Raw genomic sequence first — 19,331 nt, 5'->3', positions numbered from 1 at the left:
CGAGTTTAGGTGGTCGCCGGGGCGGGCACACAGCTCGCCCTCACCGAGCGGGCCCGAACGCTTCGGTTGCCTGCCGGTTCCCGACGGCGTCGACGGACAGGACCGTGATCAGTACGGGGCGGCGACGACGAGCGCGGCCAGCGCGAACGCCTGCTGTTCGGCGGCCGGATGCTGTCCGGCGGCCAGTTGTTGGATCAGTCCTTCGTGCACGATCCCGAGCTGGGTCGCCCGTTCCTCGACCCGGTCCAGTCCGGCCTCGGTGAGCAGCTGCGCATACAACTCGCGGATCGCTCGCTTCTCCTCCACGATCACCGGCAGCCCGGCATGTCCGGTGCCGGCCAGCTCGGCGTAGGCGTTGACGAATCCGCAGCCGCGGTCGTTCTTGGCCATCCAGGACAGCAGCGCCCGCAACGGTTCGAGCACCCGGTCGGTGCCGGTCGAGTCGGCCCGCTGCAGCCAGTCCGCGACGTACTCCCGCCAGATCCGGCAGCGCTGCTGCAGGTAGGCGGTGACCAGCCCCTCCTTGGATCCGAACCGGTCGTAGATCGTCTTCTTGGTGGTCTCGGCGGTCAGCGCGATCTCCTCGACGCCGACGGCGCCGATGCCACGCTGGTAGAACAGCTCGGCCGACGCGGCCAGGATCCGCCGACCCGCCTTGGGCAACCGGTCCAGGTCGATCTGTCCGGGGACCAATCGAGACTGTGGGGTGCTGCGAACTCGTGCCGAAACCATACTGAAAGTATACCGACCGGTATGGTTACATCAACGACGTGACCACAACGTCCCCCAGCCCCGACCCGACCACCCGGCCTCCCCGCACCAGTTCCGTACCTTCGCACCCCGTGCACACGGTGCGAAGGTACGCAGCCGGTGCGGGAAGGTCGGGGGGAGCGGTCAGGGTCCTCGCCGGCCTGGCCCTGGTCGTGCTGTGGAGCTCCGGCTTCGTCGGGGCACAACTGGGCGCTCGGCAGGCATCGGCGATCACGCTGCTGGCCTGGCGCTACCTGATCACCTCGGCGATCCTGCTGGTCGGCTGCCTGATCGTCCGACCGTGCTTCACCCGGGCCGAGGTGGTACGGCAGATCGTCCTCGGTCTGGTCTGTCAGCTCGGCTACCTGGTGCCGGTCTACCTCGGTGTCCAGTACGGCGTGCACGCCGGCACGGTGTCGTTGATCGCCGCGATCCAGCCACTGTTCGTCGCGGTGCTGGCCGGCCCGCTGCTGGGGGAGCGCGGTAACGCCCTACAGCGGATCGGGCTGCTGGTCGGCTTCGCCGGCGTGCTGGTCGTGGTGTCCGGCGACATCCGGCTCGGACAGGCGCCGTGGTGGGCCTACCTGCTGCCGGTGGCCGGTGTGCTCAGCCTCGGGTCTGGCACGCTGCTCGGTCGGCGCTGGCGGGCGTCATCGTTCCTGATGTCGCTGACCGTGCAGACCGGCACGGCAGCCGTCGGGATGCTGGTGATCGCCACCCTGACCGGTCAACTCGCGCCGCCGGTCACCCCCGGATTCGCGGTCGCGGCCGGCTGGGTCGCGATCCTGTCCGGGCTCGGCGGCTACGGCGCCTATCTGCTGGTGCTCCGCAGCCAGGGCGCGACCGCGGCCAGCAGCTGGCTCTACCTCAGCCCTCCGGTGACGATGCTGTGGACCTGGTTGATGTTCGGCGACCGGATCGCCCCGCTCGGCATCCTGGGCCTGTTCATCACTGCCGCCGGTGTCCTTCTCAGCACCGGAGATCTCCGGAACCTTCGGGGGAGGATCAGCCGAAGCGGCCGGTGATGTAGTCCTCGGTCGCCTTTTCCTCGGGATTGGAGAAGATCTTCTCGGTCGAACCGATCTCGACCAATCGGCCCGGCTTGCCCTGGGCAGCCAGATTGAAGAAGGCGGTGCGGTCACTGACCCGGGCGGCCTGCTGCATGTTGTGGGTGACGATCACCACCGTGTAGTGCTCCTTGAGCTGGCCGATCAGGTCCTCGATGGCCAGAGTGGAGATCGGATCCAACGCCGAGCACGGCTCGTCCATCAGCAGCACCTGCGGCTCGACCGCGATCGCGCGGGCGATGCAGAGCCGCTGTTGCTGACCGCCGGACAGTCCGCTGCCGGCCTTGCCGAGCCGGTCCTTGACCTCGTTCCACAGATTGGCCGCCCGCAGCGACTTCTCGACCGCCTCGGCCAATCGTCCGCGGTTGCGTTCGCCGTTCAGCTTCAACCCGGCCGCGACGTTGTCGAAGATCGACATCGCCGGGAACGGATTGGGCCGCTGGAAGACCATCCCGACGACCCGACGGACCGCGACCGGGTCGACGCCCGGTCCGTAGAGGTCGGTGCCGTCGAGGGCGACCTTGCCCTTCACGTACGCACCCGGGATCACCTCGTGCATCCGGTTCAAGGTGCGCAGGAAGGTGGACTTGCCACAACCCGACGGGCCGATGAAGGCGGTCACGGTCCGCGGCTGGACGGTCAGCGATACGTCTTGTACGGCGTGGAAGTTGCCGTAGAAGATGTCGACATCGGTGACATCGATGCGTTTTGCCATGGGGTGTGTCCTGTCAGGTTGAGCTGGTGCGAATAGTCGGCGGCTGAAGTGGTGAGCTGCAAGGCGGAGGAGGTGCGCATGCCGGGGCAGGTAATCCTTTCGACTTCGCAGCAGACGCCGCTTCAGTCGTCGCATATCGCGCCGGATCAACCTGGCAGGGCACGGTGTCCTACTTCTCTTTGAGTTTGCTGAAGCGGCTGATGCCGCGGCCGATCAGGTTGAGCGACATCACGATCAGGATCAGGGTCAACGCCGCACCCCAGGCACGATCGAAGGCCGGCAGTCCCGGCGGCTGATCACGCATGGTGTTGATCATGGTCGGTAGCGACGCCATCACCGAGGAGTCGGGGTTGAAGTTGATGCCCTGACCGTAGGAGACCAGGATCAGCAACGGTGCGGTCTCGCCCATCACCCTCGCCAGCCCGAGCAGTACGCCGGTGACCATGCCGGACAGCGAGGTCGGGACGACGACCTTGACGATCGTCTTCCACTTCGGCACTCCGAGCGCGTACGACGCCTCCCGCAGTGCGTCCGGCACCAGCTTGAGCATCTCCTCGGTCGACCGCAGCACGGTCGGCAGCATCAGCAGCACCAGCGCGAACGACGCGGCGATCGCCGACCGGCCGAAGCCCAGGATGGTGATCACGAAGGCGTAGATGAACAGCGCGGCGACGATCGACGGGATGCCGGTCAGGATGTCGACGGCAAAGCTGATCACCCGCGCGAACCGGGTGCCGCGAGCGTATTCGACCAGGTAGATCGCGCCGAGCACGCCGATCGGCACCGCGATCACCGCACAGATCAGCGCGATCTCCACGGTGCCGACGATCGCTGCGTACGCGCCACCGCCGTCCATCAGCGCGGTGATGTTGCGCTGACTCAGATTCCACCAGCCGGGCTTGATGACCACGCCGATCCCACGCATGATCACCGACGCCAGGATCCAGACCAGCGGAGCGATCGCGAGCAGCGTCGCAAGCGTGACCAGGACGGTGGCGAACAGGTTGCGAGCGGTCCGGGAGCCGCGCGGACGGGACAGGTCGAGCCGGTCGGAGACCGGCGGTTGGCTGTCGGTTGCGGTGCTCACGCCTTCACCGTCCCTTGGCTCGAGATCAGCCGGGCGACCGCGTTCACCGCAAAGGTGACCACGAACAGCACCATGCCGGCGGCGATGAAGGCACCGGTCTTCTCCGGCGAGTCGAACTCGGCGGCCGCGTTGGCGATCTTGCTGGCAAATGTCTCGCCACCGGCCAACAGCGACGGGTTGAACGACTCACCCTTGGCGGGTACGGACAGGATGATCATCACGGCGATCGTCTCGCCCAGCGCCCGGCCCAGGCCGAGCATCGAGGCGCTGACCACGCCGGAGCGGCCGTACGGCAGCACCGTCATCCGGATCTTCTCCCAACGGGTCGCGCCGAGCGCCAGTGCGGCTTCCATGTGCTCGGCAGGGGTCTGGGCGAAGACGTCGCGGGAGATCGCGGTGACGATCGGCACGATCATGATCGCCAGCACCACCGACGCGGTCAGCACCGTGCTGCCACCCGATACGCCGGGGGCGAAGATCGGGATGAAGCCGAGGTTGTCCTCCAGGAAGTCGCTGATCGGTGTCATCTTCGGCGCGAGTTCGATCATGCCCCACAGGCCGAAGACGATCGACGGCACCGCAGCCAGCAGGTCGACGACGAACGCCAACGGACCGGACACCTTCTTGGGGGCGTACTGGGTGATGAACAGCGCGACACCGACCGAGATCGGCACCGCGATCACCATCGCCACCACCGACGACAGCACGGTCGTCCAGAGCAGATCGACGATACCGAAGCGCAGGTTGGTCGGATCGTTGACCGACCACTCCCGTGATGTCAGGAAGCTGACTTTATCCGCTGCCAGGCTCGGCGCGGCCAACGCGATCAGGAAGATGCCGACGAAGACCACGATCGCGATGATCAACAGGCTGGCGCCGAGCGAGGCGCCGCGGAAGATCCGGTCCCCGGATCGGCCGATCTTGGCAAACCGCACCGGACGGTCGGCGTCAGCGATCGGCGGCGGGCTCGGGTCGGTGTGGGTGTGGTCGGCGTGCAGCGGCGTGATCCGGCGGAGGGTGACACTGGCGTCGGGACCGCGGTCATGGCCGATCGTGTCGACGGGCGATTCGAGTGCCTCGTCGGCGGTGTCGGTGGCGGAATCGGCAGACCTGGCGGCTGCCGATCCGAGGCCCTCACGGTCTCGGTCTGTCACGGACATCTGGCTCCTCACAGTCGAGGACTGGTCACCTGGCTGCTTCGGCGGGTGGTTCGGTTCAAGTATCACCGAAGCACTGGTCTGGCAGAAACGGTGACGTCGTCATGAGTGCTCCGCGGCCCGTTGTCATGACCCCCGAGCGGTTGACTCACAAACGCCCTGGGCCGCCCGGCGCGAACCTGTGCCTTGCAGGTCCTCGCCGGACGGCCGGTGGCTTTACGCTCCGCCCGGCTTTCGCCGGGGCAGAGCCGACGATCAGCTGATGGCGTCGACCGCGTCGCTGACCTTGCCCTGCAATTCCTCGGGAAGCGGTGCGTAGCCGAGCTGCTCCAACGAGGTCTGGGTCTCCGGGGAAGCCATGTAGCTGAGGAAATCCTTCTCCAGCTTGGTCTTGTCGGCGTCCAGGCCCTTGCTGCAGACGATCTCGTAGGTCACCAGCAGCAGCGGGTAGGCGCCCGCCTCGGTGTCGGAGTACTTCAACTGCAGCTTCAGGTCGTTACCCTCACCGACCACCTCGGCGCCGCCGACGGCCTTGCCGACATTCTCTGCGGTCAGCTCGACCGGGCCGTTGCCGTTGTCCAGCTGAGCCATCGAAAGCTTGCTGTTCTTGGCGTAGCTCCACTCGACGTAGGAGATCGAGTTCTTGGTCTGGCTGATGCCCTGGGCGATGCCGGAGGACTTGTTCTTGCCCTCGCCGACGCCGCCCCAGCTCTTCGACGGCTCCTTGGTCCAGGCGCCCTCGCCGGCTTCCTTCAGGAAGGTCTCGACATTCTGGGTGGTCCCGGACTCGTCGGAACGGAAGAAGACGGTGATGTCCTCGTCGGGCAGCTTGACGCCGGAGTTGAGGTCGGCGATCTGCTTGTCATTCCACTTCTTGATCTTGCCGGTGAAGATCTCCGAGGAGACCTTCGGGGTGAGCACCAGCTTGTCGACGCCGTCCAGGTTGTAGACCAGCGCGACCGGGCCGGCAACCATCGGCAGATTCCAAGCCGGGTTGCCTTCACAGCGCTTTTCGGCGGCCTTGGCCTCGTCCTCGTCCAGCGCCGCATCGGAGCCGGCGAAGTCGACCAGGCCACCGGTGAAGTTCTTGATGCCGTCACCGGAACCGGTGGCGTTGTACTCGACTGTCGCCTTGTTGCTGCAGGCCGAGCCGTAGGCCGAGATGGCCTGGGTGATGGCGTTGGCCTGAGCGGTCGAACCTTCGGCGTTGAGCTTGCCCGACGGGCAGGCCAGGGAGGCGCCCGACGCGCTTCCCGAGGTCGAACCACCCGGCTCTGCCGCGTTGCCGGATCCGCCACCCGTGGTGGGATCGGAGCCACAAGCAGTGAAGCTGAGTACGCCGGCCGCGGCGAGAGCGGCGACCTGGGCCAGCCGCTTGGCCGAGCGCTTCCTGCTCGCTCGCATTGCAACGGAAGTCGTCACGTTGAGCCCTTCATTCTTGGGTTAACCCCTTCAGACATGGGTCCGGGACGCACGTCTGGCCCCGTTGACTGCGAAGTTAGGCAGCCGACGTGACCGGTTTCGGCAGTGAAGGTGAACGCAAGATGAACAAACCGGCGAAAGTCTTGACCGACTGGATTTGTTAACGATGTTGCAGCGGATCGGACGTCCGGCTGCCACTGCGCTTGTTACCTCGGTCTGCCGACCTGATCGGCGCTGGTCGGCGTCGCCCCGCCAATCCCGGAGTCAGGCCCGTGGTCGGTGGTATTCGACCGCGTGCACCTCGGCAGTGTCGGTCAGGTGCACGACGACGCATTCGGCGGTGGCCAACGGGTGTTCGGGCAGATCGAGCGCGGCCAGCATGTGTGGCAGCACCGGACGATGTCCGCAGACGACGGTCGGGGTGTGCCCGACCACGGTCTGTTCGCGGATCGCATCCATCGCCGCGGCGACGCCGTCGGGATCGTCCGACCCCTCGTCCTCGTTGAGGATCGGCAGCTGGGTCGAGGCAGTCCTGGTGTGCAACGCGTACGGCTGCAGGGTGCCGATGCAGCGTTGCCACGGCGAGGTGAAGAGCCGGCTGATCCCGTACGCGGTCAGCAACGGCACCAGCCGCCGGGACTGCACCCGGCCGCGGGGACGGAGCGGCCGTGCGGCATCGGTGCCGTCCCAGTCCTTGCGATTGATCGCCTTGGCGTGCCGGACGATGATCAACGGCGTCGTCACCGGTTGCGCGAGGCCCTGCTCCAACAGCTCCCGGTCCTGTTGATAGCTGAGCCGATCACGCGCCTGGTCGATCGGAAGCCAGGCGATCTCGTCGACCTCCGGGGTGCCGTCATGATCATGATCGAGGGTCGCCGCGGCGAGCTCGCCGACCGCGGTACCACGCCACCACGAAACCTGCTTCTGGGTGGACTTGCCGATCTTGTACGAGGTGCGGTCCAGCGGGCTGCCCACCGTGATCGTGGTCAGTGCTTCCTCGCCGACCTCGCGGACCGCGGCCGTCGGATGGATCTCGCCCGGTTCGAGTTTTCCCTTGGGCAGCGACCAATCGTCATAGCTCGGGCGGTGCACCAGCAGTACCTCGAAGCCCTCGACAGGCTCACGGGCCTGATGCGTGGGCTCGGGCTGCCCATCGACCGGGCCGGACGGGGTCCGGGCGGCGCGGCGCAGGACGACGGCGCCGGCCGCTTCGACGATCTTCACTTGCCGCGGCGCCGGGTGGAGCGGTTGATCAACATCTCCTGGATGTCGCGCAGTGGGACGCCGTTGTCGTCCAGCACCCGCTCGTGCCAGGAGCCGTCACCGCTCAGCCACCAGGCTCCGGTGCGGTCGTTGAAGGCGACCTCGAAGAGATCCTCGATCTCCTTGATATGTGCGGCGTTGGTGATCTGGACCAGCACCTCGATCCGGCGATCGAGGTTGCGGTGCATCAGGTCGGCCGAGCCCATTCCGACCGACGGGCGGCCGCCGTTGGCGAACCAGAACAGCCGGCTGTGCTCGAGGAAGCGGCCGACGATGCTGCGGACCCGGATGTTCTCGCTGAGCCCGGGGATCTGCGGTCTCAACGTGCAGATCCCGCGCACCCAGAGGTCAACACTGACTCCGGCCATCGACGCCCGGTAGAGAGCGTCGGAGATCGCTTCGTCGACCAGCGAGTTGACCTTGATCTTGATCCCCGACGGCCGGCCGGCACGGTGATGTTCGACCTCGGTCTCGATCCGCTCGATCAGGCCGCTGCGGATGCCGTGCGGTGCGACCAGCAGCCGGCGGTACTCCCGTTCCTGGCTCATCCCGGACAGGTGGTTGAAGAGTCGGCCGATGTCCTCGGTGACGATGGGATTCGCCGTCAGCAGCCCCATGTCCTCGTACTGCCGGGCCGTCTTCGGGTTGTAGTTGCCGGTGCCGATGTGGGCATAGCGGCGAAGCCCGTCGGGCTCGTCGCGGACCACCATCGCCAGCTTGCAGTGCGTCTTCAGACCCATCAGTCCGTAGACGACGTGGCAGCCGTGTTCCTCCAGTCGCCTGGCCCAGGCGATGTTGGCCTGCTCGTCGAAGCGGGCCTTGATCTCGACCACCGCGAGCACCTGCTTGCCGGCCTCGGATGCCTCGATCAGCGCGTCGACGATCGGGGAGTCGCCGGAGGTGCGATACAGGGTCTGCTTGATCGCCAGCACCTGCGGATCGTCGGCGGCCTGTTCGATGAAGCGCTGCACGCTGGTGGCGAAGGAATCGTACGGATGATGCAGCAACACGTCACGCTGCTTGAGGGCGGCGAACATGTCCGCCGGTTTGGCGGTCTCCACCTCGGCCAGGTGCGGGTGGGTCTTGGGCAGGAACGCCGGATACTTCAGCTCGGCCCGGTCAAGATCGGCGATCGCACCCAGCCCGCCCAGATCGAGCGGCGTCGGGAGCCGGAAGACCTCGTGCTCGCTGATGTCGAGCTCGCTCATCAACAGCTCGAGCATCTTCGGGTCCATCGTGTCGGTGACCTCGAGCCGGACCGGAGGGCGGCCGACCTTGCGCCGCAACAGCTCCTTCTCCAACGCCACCAGGAGATTTTCGGCGTCATCCTCCTCGACCTCGACGTCCTCGTTGCGGGTGACCCGGAAGACGTGATGATCGACAACCTGCATCCCGCCGAAGAGTTGATCAAGGTGTCGGGCGATGATGTCCTCGAGGGCGACGAAGCGACCCTCGGACAGCGAGATGAAGCGGGACAGCACATCCGGCACCTTCACCCGGGCGAACTGCCGGGAGCCGGTGTCGGGGTTCTTGACCATCACGGCCAGGTTCAGCGACAACCCGGAGATGTAGGGGAACGGATGGGACGGGTCGACCGCCAGCGGTGTCAGCACCGGGAAGATCCGCTCGGCGAAGAGCTGCCGCATCCGGTCCTTCTCTTCGGCGGTCAGTTGGTCCCAACGCAGGATCTCGATGCCCTGCTCGGCAAGCTCGGGACGCACCTCGTCGGCGAAGATCCTGGCCTGTTCGGTGACCAGCTCCCGGGTCCGGTGCAGGGTCGCCTCGTGGATGTCGCGAGGCATCAGACCACTGACGCTGGGCACCGCGACGCCGGCAGCGATCCGCCGCTTCAGGCCGGCAACCCGGACCATGTAGTGCTCGTCCAGGTTGGTGGAGAAGATCGACAGGAACCTGACCCGCTCCAACAGCGGGATCCGGATCTTGTCCTTGGCCAGGGCGAGCACCCGGTTGTTGAAGGCCAGCCAGCTCAGCTCGCGATCCAGATAGCGATTGGCCGGCAGGTCGGCGTCGACGATCTCCTCGTCGTCGGCCAGTGTCCTGCTGACCTGGCTGCTCCGGCCACCGGTGGAGTGGGTGTCCAACAACCGGGTCTGGCTCCCGGCCAGCAGGTCCGAGTCGGCGTCGGGGTCGATACCGGCCGGTGCGCCGGCGATCGCGTTCCTGGTGGTGATCGAGGCCGCCTTGACCGGCTGCGGAGCCTCCTCGGCGGTCGCCGCCGCTCGGCGGTCGGTGCCGGCCGCCTCGCCGTTCACCAGCTGGCTGTCGGTCGTGTCCATCCGCGCTCGCTCCTCACATCCGCAACGCGACGATCATCGCTCGAAGATCATCGCCCGTCTGACCCGCACCCTACGACGCGGTGAATTCCGCCGCCGCCGTCAATTGCCCACCTGGTCGTGCTGCTGGGCGTACAGCACGTCGGTGTTGATCGTGTCGAACCCGTTCAGCAGATACAGCCCGACCGCAGGCTCATTGTCTCCCTCGACGTAGAGGATCACCTCGGTCAGTCCGAGATCGTCACGGAGATGCTGCAGACCCGCGCGGAGCAACGCCTTGCCCAGCCCACGGCCGCCGGCCGCCGGATCGACGCCGAGGACGTACACCTCGCCGCGGGTGTCGGAGTGCTGCTTCAGCCAGTGGAAGCCCAGCATGGTCCCGTCGCTGTCCTCGGCGATCAGGAAATCGCCGGTCTCGAACCACGATTCGGCCATCGTGGCCCGCAGGCCGTCGGCGGTGACGCCACCCTGTTCGGGATGGTGGGCGAAGGCCCTCGAATTGACCGCCAGCCACGGATCGATGTCCCGGGCCGGGTCGAACGCCCGGATCGACACACCGGCCGGCGGCTCCGGATCCAGGATCGGGGTGTCCAACGGCCGGGACATGATCAACAACGTTCGGACCGGCGAGAAATGAGCGCTGGCCGCCAACGTCTGGGCGGCCACCGAATTGCCCGGCGCCCAGATCTTGACCGACGACTCGGCTGCCTCGATGGTGGCGGCCAGCAGCCGACGACCCGCCCCGGCGCGACGGGCCTGCGGTACGACGAACAGCGAGCCGGTCGGATCGGACAGCGCGTCACGGAGGAAGGCGTAACCGATCCACTCCAGTTGCTGCCGACCGTCCTCGTCGGTCGACGTCCGGTGCACCGTCACATGCAACGGGGTCTGCGACGGCGCCAACGCCTCCGGATGCTGGATCGCCTGCAGCGCTTCGTCGTTCAGCGGTGGTTTGCCGTCGGCGGCCTCGGTCTCGCGGGCCATCTCCAACACCGTCTCGCGATCGGCCGACGGAACGGCATCGGACGCGGTCACGGTGTAGCGGTGATGGCCACCGGGGGCAGTGTCGGAATCCACAGCCCTACGTTACCGACAGCCGGCACCGAGCCCGGCCGGCATCCACCGATGGACTCAGGCTTACGCTGGATCGGTTATGGCTGACAGTACGGACCCGACAGGGGCAGGCGAGCAGCGGTCCGATCCGCAACCTGATCCGGTCGCGCCCGGGAACGGATCGCCCCGGGGATCGCAGCGGAACGGGCGGTCGGAGAGCGGGCTGGCAGAGAGCGGCGCCTCGGGGTCGGTGGATCTGCGATGGGCACGGCGGCAGTTGCTGCTCACCGCGGCAGGCGCCGTACTCGGCGTGGTCGGACTGCTGGTCGCGATCGGCGGACTGTCCCGGCTGCCGCTGTCCGCCGCGGATGCCCGTCCGTATGCGATCACCGCCGTGGTGGCCGCCGCGGTGCTCGCGCTGGCCTGCCTGCTGATCCTCGGATGCTGGCTGATCCAGCTACGACGCTGGCGAACGGCGCCGGAGACTTCTGACGTCGGCCACCTGCTGGGCCGGGTCAGCCTGGTGGCCCATCTGGCGACCTTCCCCGCCGTCCTGGTCACGATGTACGGGGCACTGGCCGGGAGCGCGATGGCGTACTGGGACTCCCCGGCCGCGTTCGGCCTCGGCATCACGTTCATCCTGGCGATCTTCGCCCAGATCCTGGCCGGCAGTCAGCCGCTGCGCCGCTCCGGCCCGCCGGCGACCATCCCGTTCTATCTGCGCAGGCTGAACGACAAGGTGCAGTCGCTGCGTTGACGAACCGGTCAGGTCAGACCACGAGGACCCGCCTCCCACGGGTATGACCGGCGCGGCTGTCGACGTGCGCGGCAGCCGCGTCGGCGAGCGGGTATGACCGCGACACCGGGATCCGGAGCCGTCCGCGTGAGATCAGGTCGACTGCCTGAGTCAGTGCGTCCTTCATGCTGGAGGCAACCCCGGAGAACCGGACGCCGAGCCGTGGTGCGTCGAGATCGGCGATCGAGATCACTCGCTGCGGATCGCTGGTCAACTCGATCAGCTCACCGATCACGCCGGAGCCGGTCAGGTCGAGCGCGGCGTCGACGTTGCCGAGCCGTCGCACCCGCTCGACCCACCCGTCGCCGTACGTGGTGGCGATCGCGCCCAGGCTGCGCAGGTAGTCCTGGTTTGCTGCACCGGCGATGCCGATCACCGCGATGCCGCGATCGCGGGCGATCTGCAGCACCGCCGAACCGACCCCGCCGGCCGCACCGCTGACCAGCAGCGTCTGCCCGGGTCGAACGCCGACCTGGTCGATGATCCGCAGCGCCGTTTCCACCACGGACGGATAGCCGGCCGCCTCGTCGAAGGTGATGCCGTCGGGCAAGGCCGCCCAGGCACCCAGGACGGCCAGCTCGGCATAGGTGTCGGAACCCTCGCCGAACACGTGATCCCCGATCTGTACGCCGCTGACCCCGTCGCCGATCTCGTCGACAATCCCGGCGGCGTCCAGTCCGATGCCGGCGGGTAGTTCGATCGGCTGGGTCTGCTGGAACTGGCCCTCGCGGACCCGCCAGTCGCGCGGATTGACGCCGGCCGCGTGCACCCGGATGCGGACCTGTCCCGGGCCGGCATGCGGCTCATCGGCGTCCAGGAGTTGGAGGACCTCGGGACCGCCGAACTCGGCGAACATCACTTTTTTCATGTCGTCACCGTAACACTAACGGTTAGTGTTTAACAACAACTACAGATTTGTATCTGGTAGCTTTGAGGGATGATCGAGTCGATCGGACGCCGCGCACGGAAAAAGGCTGTGACCCGTCGGACGATCGCCGACGCCGCGCTGCGACTCTTCCTGGAGCGGGGCTACGACGCGGTCGGCATCCGCGAGGTGGCAGCCGAGGCCGACGTTGCGGTCACCACCCTGTTCTCCCACTTCGCCTCCAAGGAGGCGCTGGTGTTCGAGCAGGATGAGGACTTCGAGCAGCGGCTGACCCAAGCTGTCGCTGATCGGCGGCCGGATGAACCACTCATACCGGTGCTGCGCCGCGAGATCCTGGCCATGGTGCGACACTGCACCGCCGCCGGTGCCGTGCCACTCTGGGCGATGATCGACTCCTCGCCCGACTTGCGGAAGTACGAGGAGTCGATGCGGCTGCGGCACGCGGACGCGCTGGCTGCCGCGATCGTCGCCGACCTCGGTCTGCCGGCGATCACGACGACCTGCCGGACCATCGCGAAATTCACTGTCGACGCCTTTTCACTGGCTCGCGAAGCTGCTGAGCCCGAGGCTGCGGTGGACGAGATCTTCCCGATGATCGAAGCGGCCTGGGCGGTCGCCGAGTCGGCGCGCTCCAGCACTCGGTCGCCGGCTTGAGCCTCCCGGGGTCGGCTCGAGGCATCGATTTCCTCCCGGTGGAGCGGGCCGCGCGTGGAAGTCGTCGTGTGGGCTGAGCATGCCCCGACTGGCATCGGCTCCGGCGCACTCGACGGGAGACGCCGACCGTCAGGTGCGCCGATCGTGTTGTGCACCGGGGAACATCCCCGCTGGAGCGCCCCTGCCTGAAGGGGGCGATCGATACCGGACCCAGCTCTGCGCTGCTCGCGTCCTCGACGAACCTGACCGAGGAAGGTGCTGCCGAGCACGGGGCCGAGCCCTGCACCCTTCTCGGATTGCTGGGGGTCACGGGGTGCGTTCATCTCTCGAGTCACTGCCGACATGTTCGCGCAGATGCCGAGGTACTCGAGGATGGGGTTCTCTGGTCCGTGGATCGATGACTCCAAGCTCGAGCAGCTTGTCGGTCCCGGCTTGAGTGGGTGATCACAGGCGTTCGGCGGGGGCGTCCCGGGGAATCGTGTTGCTGCCAACCCAGGCTGCCCGGTCAGGGATCCCTGGTGACAGTGCCGACGGCATGGCCGCTGCTGTGCGCGACTGCTGGTTTAGGTGCTGATCGGCGGATGTCCGTAGCGACCCGAGCAAGCGCGCGGGCCGCTTCGACGTCGGACAGGCTTCTGGTCCAGATCCGAGTCGATGTCACGCCCGTTGGTCGGCGATCACGGGGCTCCCGGGGAGATCCTTGCGGCGATCGGCTCCAGGTCGGTGATCAACTGCTCCACCTCGGCTGGCTCCAGTACGTCGTAAGCCGGCGCGGCGCGCTCGTCGGTGCAGGTCTCGATTCGGTTCTTGACCTGGCGGCCGGTGTCGGTCAGCTTGCCGGCGGCGTCGACCAGGCCGCGGTCGCGGAGTCCGTCCACCACTGCCGCCAACTGCGGACCGGGAAGGTGACCTATCCGGCCGAACTCCTCGGGTGCCATGTCGGAGGACAGGGCGTGCAGCACGTGGCATTCGGTGCGGCCGATCCCGGCGCAGACCAGGGCGGCGTTGTGGCCGTCGCCGCGGTGCTCACGGAGCAGGGTTGCTGCGTGCCAGAGTCGTGCGAGCGGCTCCTCGGGGAATGGGAGTGCGCGCAGTCCGGCGTACAACGGCCGACCTTCGCATGAGGCGCTGACCGCGGCCCGGGTGGCCAACTCCGCCGCGCGGGCGATGTCGGGGGAGCCGGCCGACGTGCCGAGCATCCGGCGCAGCGACGCCACGCAGCCCCGCTCGCGGGCAGCCAGTGCTGCCTCGGGAGTGATGACGTCCCAGACCCGGGGTATGTGTCGGGCCACCTCGCCGGGAGCAAAGTTGTAGAAGACCGCGTCGACCACCTCGGCCGATGCCCGGCCCAGCGGCGCGGCACGAGAGGCGAAGTAGCCGTCCCAGTAGTTCCGCATCCCGAGCGCTCTGAGTTCCTGGTCCGCGTCATCGCCGGAATAGGCGACCTCGTGGATCGTGGCTATCAGCGGATGCAGCCGGCGGGCGGTGGACGGCGTTGTCGGTGTGCGCATGATCGCATCATCTCCTCGGTGTGGGCCGTGTGGACACGGCCTTTCACAGCACGTCGAACACAGTGGCCCCGATCCGACATCGGCGGGCAGATTTTCCGATCGCAGCCGGGATGTGGTGAAGCTCACCTCGGTTCAGTCGCTGCATTCGTGCAGTGACTGCATAGAATGGATCGTGACGCCGCACGAGAGCTCAAGGGTGAGTCGCCCGCTGGACGTCGTTCAGCCCCGGCGCAATGCCCGGGTAGCTCAGCCGAGAAAGGGTTCTCTACCGATGTCTGTGATGTCGCGATGACGATGAGTCTGCGCGAGAAGAAGCGAGAGTTGCTCAAGGCGACGATCGAACGATCCGCCGTCGACCTGGTCCTCGAGCACGGCTACAACAACGTGACCGTGGACATGATCTGCGAAGCGAGCCTGGCCTCGCAGCGGACCTTCTTCAACTACTTCGGCTCCAAGGAAGCAGTGATCCTCGGCCCGCCGCCGCCGGCACCGGATCCGTCGCTGATCGACGAGTTCGTCCATCATCGCGACGGTGACGTGCTCAGCGATCTCGCGCGGATGATGACCCGGATCCTCGGTGAGCGCGGAGATGTCGATCTTCAGCTCTGGCGGGACCGGCGGGAGATCATCCGCCAGGACCCGGACCTGATGCGCTCCCAGGCCGAGCGGATCGCGGCCAAGGACACCGAGTTGACCGAGATCGTGAAGCGTCGACTCCGCGCCCGCCGCGCCGCCGGTGATGACGCGGTCACCGGCGATCAGCCCGACGCCGACGCTGACGCCGCCAGCAGGGACGACGACCGGCAGGCACGGCTGATCGTCAACCTGTGGTGGGGCATCGCCCGCTACGCCATGAAGCTCTGGGCCGAAGAGCCCGACCAAACCCCACAGCAGATCACGGACGACCTGCTCACCGTGCTCGCCCGGATCAAGGAAGCCTGACTGTGACTACTACCGAAACCATCGCCGCACCGCGGCCGGTGCCAGCTCCGGACACCTCCCGCGAAGTGTCCGGCCGGCGCCTGGTGCCGATCTTCGCCGGCCTGCTCGTCGCCATGTTCCTGGCGGCACTGGACCAGACCATCTTCAGCACCGCACTGCCGACCATCGTCGGCGATCTGCACGGCGTCGACCAGAGGCTCTGGGTGACGACGGCGTACCTCCTGGCCTCGACGATCATGATGCCGATCTACGGCAAGCTGGGTGACCTGATCGGCAGGAAACCCTTGCTGCTCGGGGCATTGAGCATCTTCGTCGCCGGCTCGCTGATCGGCGCCGTGTCTCAGGACATGACGATGTTGATCATCGGCCGGGCGATCCAGGGGATCGGCGGCGGCGGTCTGATGCTGCTGGCGCAGGCGATCATCGCCGACGTCGTCCCGGCCCGGCAACGGGGCCGCTATATGGGTGTGATGGGCGCAGTCTTCGGGCTGTCCTCGGTCGTCGGCCCGCTGCTCGGCGGCTGGTTCACCGAGAGCCTGTCCTGGCGGGTCGGCTTCTGGCTGAACATTCCGCTGGGTGCGGTCGCGATCCTGTCGGCGCTGTTCTTCCTGAAGCTCCCCAAGCATGATCAACAACGTCCGACGATCGACGTCTGGGGCATCCTGACGATGGCGGTCGCGGTCAGCTCGCTGATCCTGGCCACCTCCTGGGGCGGCAACACCTACGACTGGGACTCGGTCCAGATCATCGGCCTGTTCGGTCTGACCGCGGTCTTCGGCGCGCTGTTCGTGCTCGCCGAGCACCGCGCGAAGGAACCGATCATCCCGCTGCACCTGTTCAAGCAGCGCAACTTCAACCTGACCACGGTCGCCGGTCTGATCATCGCGATTGCGATGTTCGGCGCCATCGGCTACATGCCGACCTACCTGCAGATGTCGACCGGTGTCAGTGCCACGGTCTCCGGGCTGATGCTGATCCCGATGGTCGCCGGACTGCTGATCACTTCGATCATCTCCGGTCAGATCGTCAGCCGTACCGGGCGCTACAAGTGGGCGCCGATCGCCAGCATGATCGTCACTGCCGGCGGCGTGCTGCTGCTCTCCACGCTGACCACCGACACCGCCACCTGGGTGCTGATGGGCTATCTGTTCGTGCTCGGCGCGGGCATCGGGGTCGGTATGCAGAATCTGATCCTGATCGTCCAGAACACCTTCCCGGCAAGGGAAGTCGGCACGGCGACCGCTGCCAACAACTTCTTCCGCCAGATCGGCGCCTCGCTCGGATCAGCGGTTGTCGGCAGCATCTTCACCAGCCGACTGACCACCCTGCTCGGGGAACGACTGCCGGCCGCGGCTACCCAGGGAGCCGGCGGCGCCGACGCCAACTCGCTGACACCGGAATTGGTCCAGCACTTGCCGCAGCAGATCCAGGACATCATCGTCGGGGCCTACAACGACGCGCTGACGCCGATCTTCCTGTACCTGGCCCCGCTGCTCGGAGTCGCCCTGATCCTGGTGCTCTTCGTCAGGGAGAAGGCACTGGCCACCAGCATCGAAGGATCCGGATCGGAACCGGACACCGCGGCGACCGCGCAACTACCGGCCCCCACTGCGTCGGAGGATGCCGATGATCGTGTCCTGACCCGGTCCGCCGTCGGCTCGGAGCCGGCGACCGGATCGATCTCCTCCGCCGATCCGGTGCTGGTCGGGACGGCAGACGACCCCGGTGAGCTGACGACGGTGGCTGCGTTGGACGTGCTGACCGCGGCTCGGCAGCAGGTCCGCGACGGTGAACAGGCCCGCGATGCGGCCAGGGCCGCCGCGGTCGCCCAGCTGGATGATCTCGGCCATCGGGTGGACGCGGTGATGGGCGGGTTCCACCGACAGTTGCAGGACATCAGGAGCAGTCTGCAGACGGAGTCTGCCGGGGCCGACAACGTACCGGTCGACCCGGAGCGCAGCGATGACCTGCGTCGCTACGAGCACGCACTGTTGGTGGACAGCCAGCAGACCGCCGATCGGGTCGCCCGTCAGGCTCAGCTCGACGCCGACCAGACCTTGGCCGACGCCGAAGCCAAGCGTCGCGAGATCGAAGCCCGGATCGAGCAGCTCCGTCGGGTCGAGAACGAGCTCAGTCAGACGGTGGCCGGCCACCTGACAGCCACCGCTGCCGCAGCGGAATCGGCGAACCCGGCCTGACCCCCGTGCGGCGATAGTTTTGTAGCGCTGGATCGCGTGGCCCCGGCGTGCTCCAGTCGTGTTATCTCGCAGGACATCGGTGACAGTTCTGTATCAGGACATCGGTGACACTCCGGGGGTTGTTGGTGGTGACACTTCTGTGGGTGGTTGGCTGGTCTGTTGGGGCCAGTGAAGAATGTTCCCGTTGATCCACGTATCCGACTTGCGATCACGCAATGGCCTGAGGATGCGCCGCGTGGCGCGGTGTCGACGTTTTGTGCCGAGCACGCCATCTCTCGGAAGGCGTTCTATGCGATCCGTGCCCGGGTGCGGCAGGACGGCGCGGCGGCCGCGTTGGAGCCTCGGAGTCGACGACCTCAGCGCAGCCTGTCTCAGCTGACCGAGGCTGTGAAGAAGCAGGCGATCGGGGTGCGGGCGGCGTTGGAGTCTTCGGGTCTGGACCACGGACCGATCAGCGTGCACGACAAGATGCAGACTCTGGGGATGGTGCCGGTCCCCTCGCCGGCATCGTTAGCGCGGATCTTCCGCGAAGCCGGCGTTGCCCGTGTCGAGCCGAAGAAGCGGCCCCGGGCGGCCTGGCGCCGGTTCGTCTACCCAGCCCCGAACGCGTGCTGGCAGATCGACGCCACCGAGTACGTCCTGACCCGCGGACGCAAGTGTGTGATCTTCCAACTCCTCGATGATCATTCCCGCTACGCGTTGACCTCACACGTGGCCTGGAGCGAGACCGGTGATGCCGCAGTCGCGGTGGTGAAGAAAGCAATCACCACGCACGGAGTTCCGCAACGCTTGCTGTCAGACAACGGATTAGCGCTCAACCCGACTCGACGCGGCTGGTCGGGGCAACTCACCACCTACCTTGCCAGTCTCGGTGTTGAAGCAATCACCGGAAAGCCCTACTCGCCGACCACCCAGGGCAAGAACGAACGATTCCATCAGACCCTGTTCCGCTGGCTCGATCACCAACCGCTGGCCGACACCCTGGACCAACTCCAAGCTCAAGTCGACGCCTTCGACATCATCTACAACACTCAACGCCCGCACCAAGGACTCCCGGGCCGGGTCACACCGCACCAAGCATGGGGAGCCACCGCGAAGGCCGAACCGCCCCGACCACAGCCACCCCAACACCCAGCCGTCACCCCCGGCGCTTCAGCTCCCGACCCGACCCCGCCAGCCCCGGCCAGCTGGCAGACCACACCCGGCAACCACCTGCTGAAGGTCCGACCCGGCGGGAAAGTCCTGGTCCACCGCATCGCCTACCAGATCGGCACCCGCCACACCGGCGAATACCTCGAAGTCATCCACGACACCGAAACCATCGGCTTCTACAACACGGAAACCGGGGAACTGATCATCGAACACGCCCTCCCCGAACCCGGAACCCGATACGTCGGCAACGGCCGACCCCGCGGACGACCACCCAAACCGTCACCGATGTCCTGACACACCAACCGTCACCGATGTCCTGACACAGAACTGTCACCGATGTCCTGAGACATCACAGGCGTGCTCCAGTCGGGGCCGGTGATTCTG

Annotated in this window: 16 protein-coding genes; 6 read left to right on the top strand and 10 right to left on the bottom strand. The window is 66.9% G+C overall.

Going from position 1 to position 19,331, the window contains the following annotated elements:
* Positions 1-108 precede the first annotated feature (108 nt).
* Positions 109-732, bottom strand: a complete 624-nt coding sequence (locus BLU38_RS09555) for a TetR/AcrR family transcriptional regulator (protein ID WP_091523532.1) — start codon at positions 730-732, stop codon at positions 109-111.
* 119 nt (positions 733-851) lie between these two features.
* On the opposite strand from BLU38_RS09555, the gene BLU38_RS09550 reads away from it, so the two are divergent.
* The gene (locus tag BLU38_RS09550; RefSeq protein WP_091532195.1) at positions 852-1,775 is read left to right on the top strand and encodes a DMT family transporter; all 924 of its coding nucleotides are present in this window, start codon (positions 852-854) and stop codon (positions 1,773-1,775) included.
* Here BLU38_RS09550 and pstB read toward each other — a convergent pair.
* The 7 genes from pstB to mshD form a co-directional block, all read right to left on the bottom strand.
* Entirely contained in the window at positions 1,756-2,532 is a 777-nt protein-coding gene (gene pstB / locus BLU38_RS09545; protein WP_091523529.1) for a phosphate ABC transporter ATP-binding protein PstB, read from the bottom strand. The genes BLU38_RS09550 and pstB overlap by 20 nt on opposite strands.
* Before the next feature lie 169 nt (positions 2,533-2,701).
* Positions 2,702-3,619 carry a phosphate ABC transporter permease PstA gene (pstA, locus tag BLU38_RS09540; protein ID WP_091523527.1) on the bottom strand — a complete coding sequence of 306 codons (918 nt, stop codon included), beginning with the start codon at positions 3,617-3,619 and terminating at the stop codon, positions 2,702-2,704.
* On the bottom strand, positions 3,616-4,779 hold the full coding sequence (pstC, locus tag BLU38_RS09535) for a phosphate ABC transporter permease subunit PstC (protein ID WP_091523523.1): 1,164 nt from the start codon (positions 4,777-4,779) through the stop codon (positions 3,616-3,618). Before pstC ends, pstA begins: the two co-directional genes overlap by 4 nt.
* Before the next feature lie 252 nt (positions 4,780-5,031).
* Positions 5,032-6,180: a phosphate ABC transporter substrate-binding protein PstS gene (gene pstS / locus BLU38_RS09530; protein ID WP_091523519.1), complete on the bottom strand. Its 1,149-nt coding sequence runs from the start codon at positions 6,178-6,180 to the stop codon at positions 5,032-5,034.
* Positions 6,181-6,462: 282 nt separating this feature from the next.
* Positions 6,463-7,422: an NUDIX hydrolase gene (locus tag BLU38_RS09525; RefSeq protein ID WP_091523516.1), complete on the bottom strand. Its 960-nt coding sequence runs from the start codon at positions 7,420-7,422 to the stop codon at positions 6,463-6,465.
* Complete coding sequence (locus BLU38_RS09520) at positions 7,419-9,758, bottom strand: RNA degradosome polyphosphate kinase (protein WP_231920253.1); 2,340 nt, start codon at positions 9,756-9,758, stop codon at positions 7,419-7,421. Before BLU38_RS09520 ends, BLU38_RS09525 begins: the two co-directional genes overlap by 4 nt.
* A gap of 99 nt (positions 9,759-9,857) precedes the next feature.
* On the bottom strand, positions 9,858-10,832 hold the full coding sequence (gene mshD, locus BLU38_RS09515) for a mycothiol synthase (protein WP_091523513.1): 975 nt from the start codon (positions 10,830-10,832) through the stop codon (positions 9,858-9,860).
* A gap of 76 nt (positions 10,833-10,908) precedes the next feature.
* On the opposite strand from mshD, the gene BLU38_RS09510 reads away from it, so the two are divergent.
* Positions 10,909-11,565, top strand: coding sequence for a hypothetical protein (locus BLU38_RS09510; RefSeq protein ID WP_091523509.1), 657 nt, complete (start codon positions 10,909-10,911; stop codon positions 11,563-11,565).
* Between the two features lie 13 nt (positions 11,566-11,578).
* Here the strand turns inward: BLU38_RS09510 and BLU38_RS09505 are convergent, their stop codons facing one another.
* The gene (locus BLU38_RS09505; protein WP_091523506.1) at positions 11,579-12,472 is read right to left on the bottom strand and encodes an NADP-dependent oxidoreductase; all 894 of its coding nucleotides are present in this window, start codon (positions 12,470-12,472) and stop codon (positions 11,579-11,581) included.
* A 69-nt stretch (positions 12,473-12,541) separates the two neighbouring features.
* Between BLU38_RS09505 and BLU38_RS09500 the strand changes: the two genes are divergently transcribed.
* Positions 12,542-13,144 carry a TetR/AcrR family transcriptional regulator gene (locus BLU38_RS09500; protein WP_091523502.1) on the top strand — a complete coding sequence of 201 codons (603 nt, stop codon included), beginning with the start codon at positions 12,542-12,544 and terminating at the stop codon, positions 13,142-13,144.
* 677 nt (positions 13,145-13,821) lie between these two features.
* Here BLU38_RS09500 and BLU38_RS09495 read toward each other — a convergent pair.
* Positions 13,822-14,655 (bottom strand): SCO6745 family protein, encoded by an 834-nt coding sequence (locus BLU38_RS09495; protein ID WP_091523499.1) that lies wholly within the window; start codon positions 14,653-14,655, stop codon positions 13,822-13,824.
* A gap of 288 nt (positions 14,656-14,943) precedes the next feature.
* Here BLU38_RS09495 and BLU38_RS09490 point away from each other — a divergent pair, with 288 nt between their 5' ends.
* The 3 genes from BLU38_RS09490 (at position 14,944) to BLU38_RS09480 (ending at position 19,241) form a co-directional block, all read left to right on the top strand.
* Positions 14,944-15,597 (top strand): TetR/AcrR family transcriptional regulator, encoded by a 654-nt coding sequence (locus tag BLU38_RS09490; protein ID WP_157683335.1) that lies wholly within the window; start codon positions 14,944-14,946, stop codon positions 15,595-15,597.
* A 2-nt stretch (positions 15,598-15,599) separates the two neighbouring features.
* Positions 15,600-17,795, top strand: a complete 2,196-nt coding sequence (locus BLU38_RS09485) for a DHA2 family efflux MFS transporter permease subunit (protein ID WP_197680056.1) — start codon at positions 15,600-15,602, stop codon at positions 17,793-17,795.
* A gap of 168 nt (positions 17,796-17,963) precedes the next feature.
* Positions 17,964-19,241: an integrase core domain-containing protein gene (locus tag BLU38_RS09480; protein ID WP_091523492.1), complete on the top strand. Its 1,278-nt coding sequence runs from the start codon at positions 17,964-17,966 to the stop codon at positions 19,239-19,241.
* Positions 19,242-19,331: the final 90 nt, after the last annotated feature.

Origin of the sequence: Microlunatus soli (assembly GCF_900105385.1) — a bacterium.
GTDB lineage: Bacteria > Actinomycetota > Actinomycetes > Propionibacteriales > Propionibacteriaceae > Microlunatus > Microlunatus soli.
This window is presented reverse-complemented; position numbering and strand designations above follow the sequence as displayed.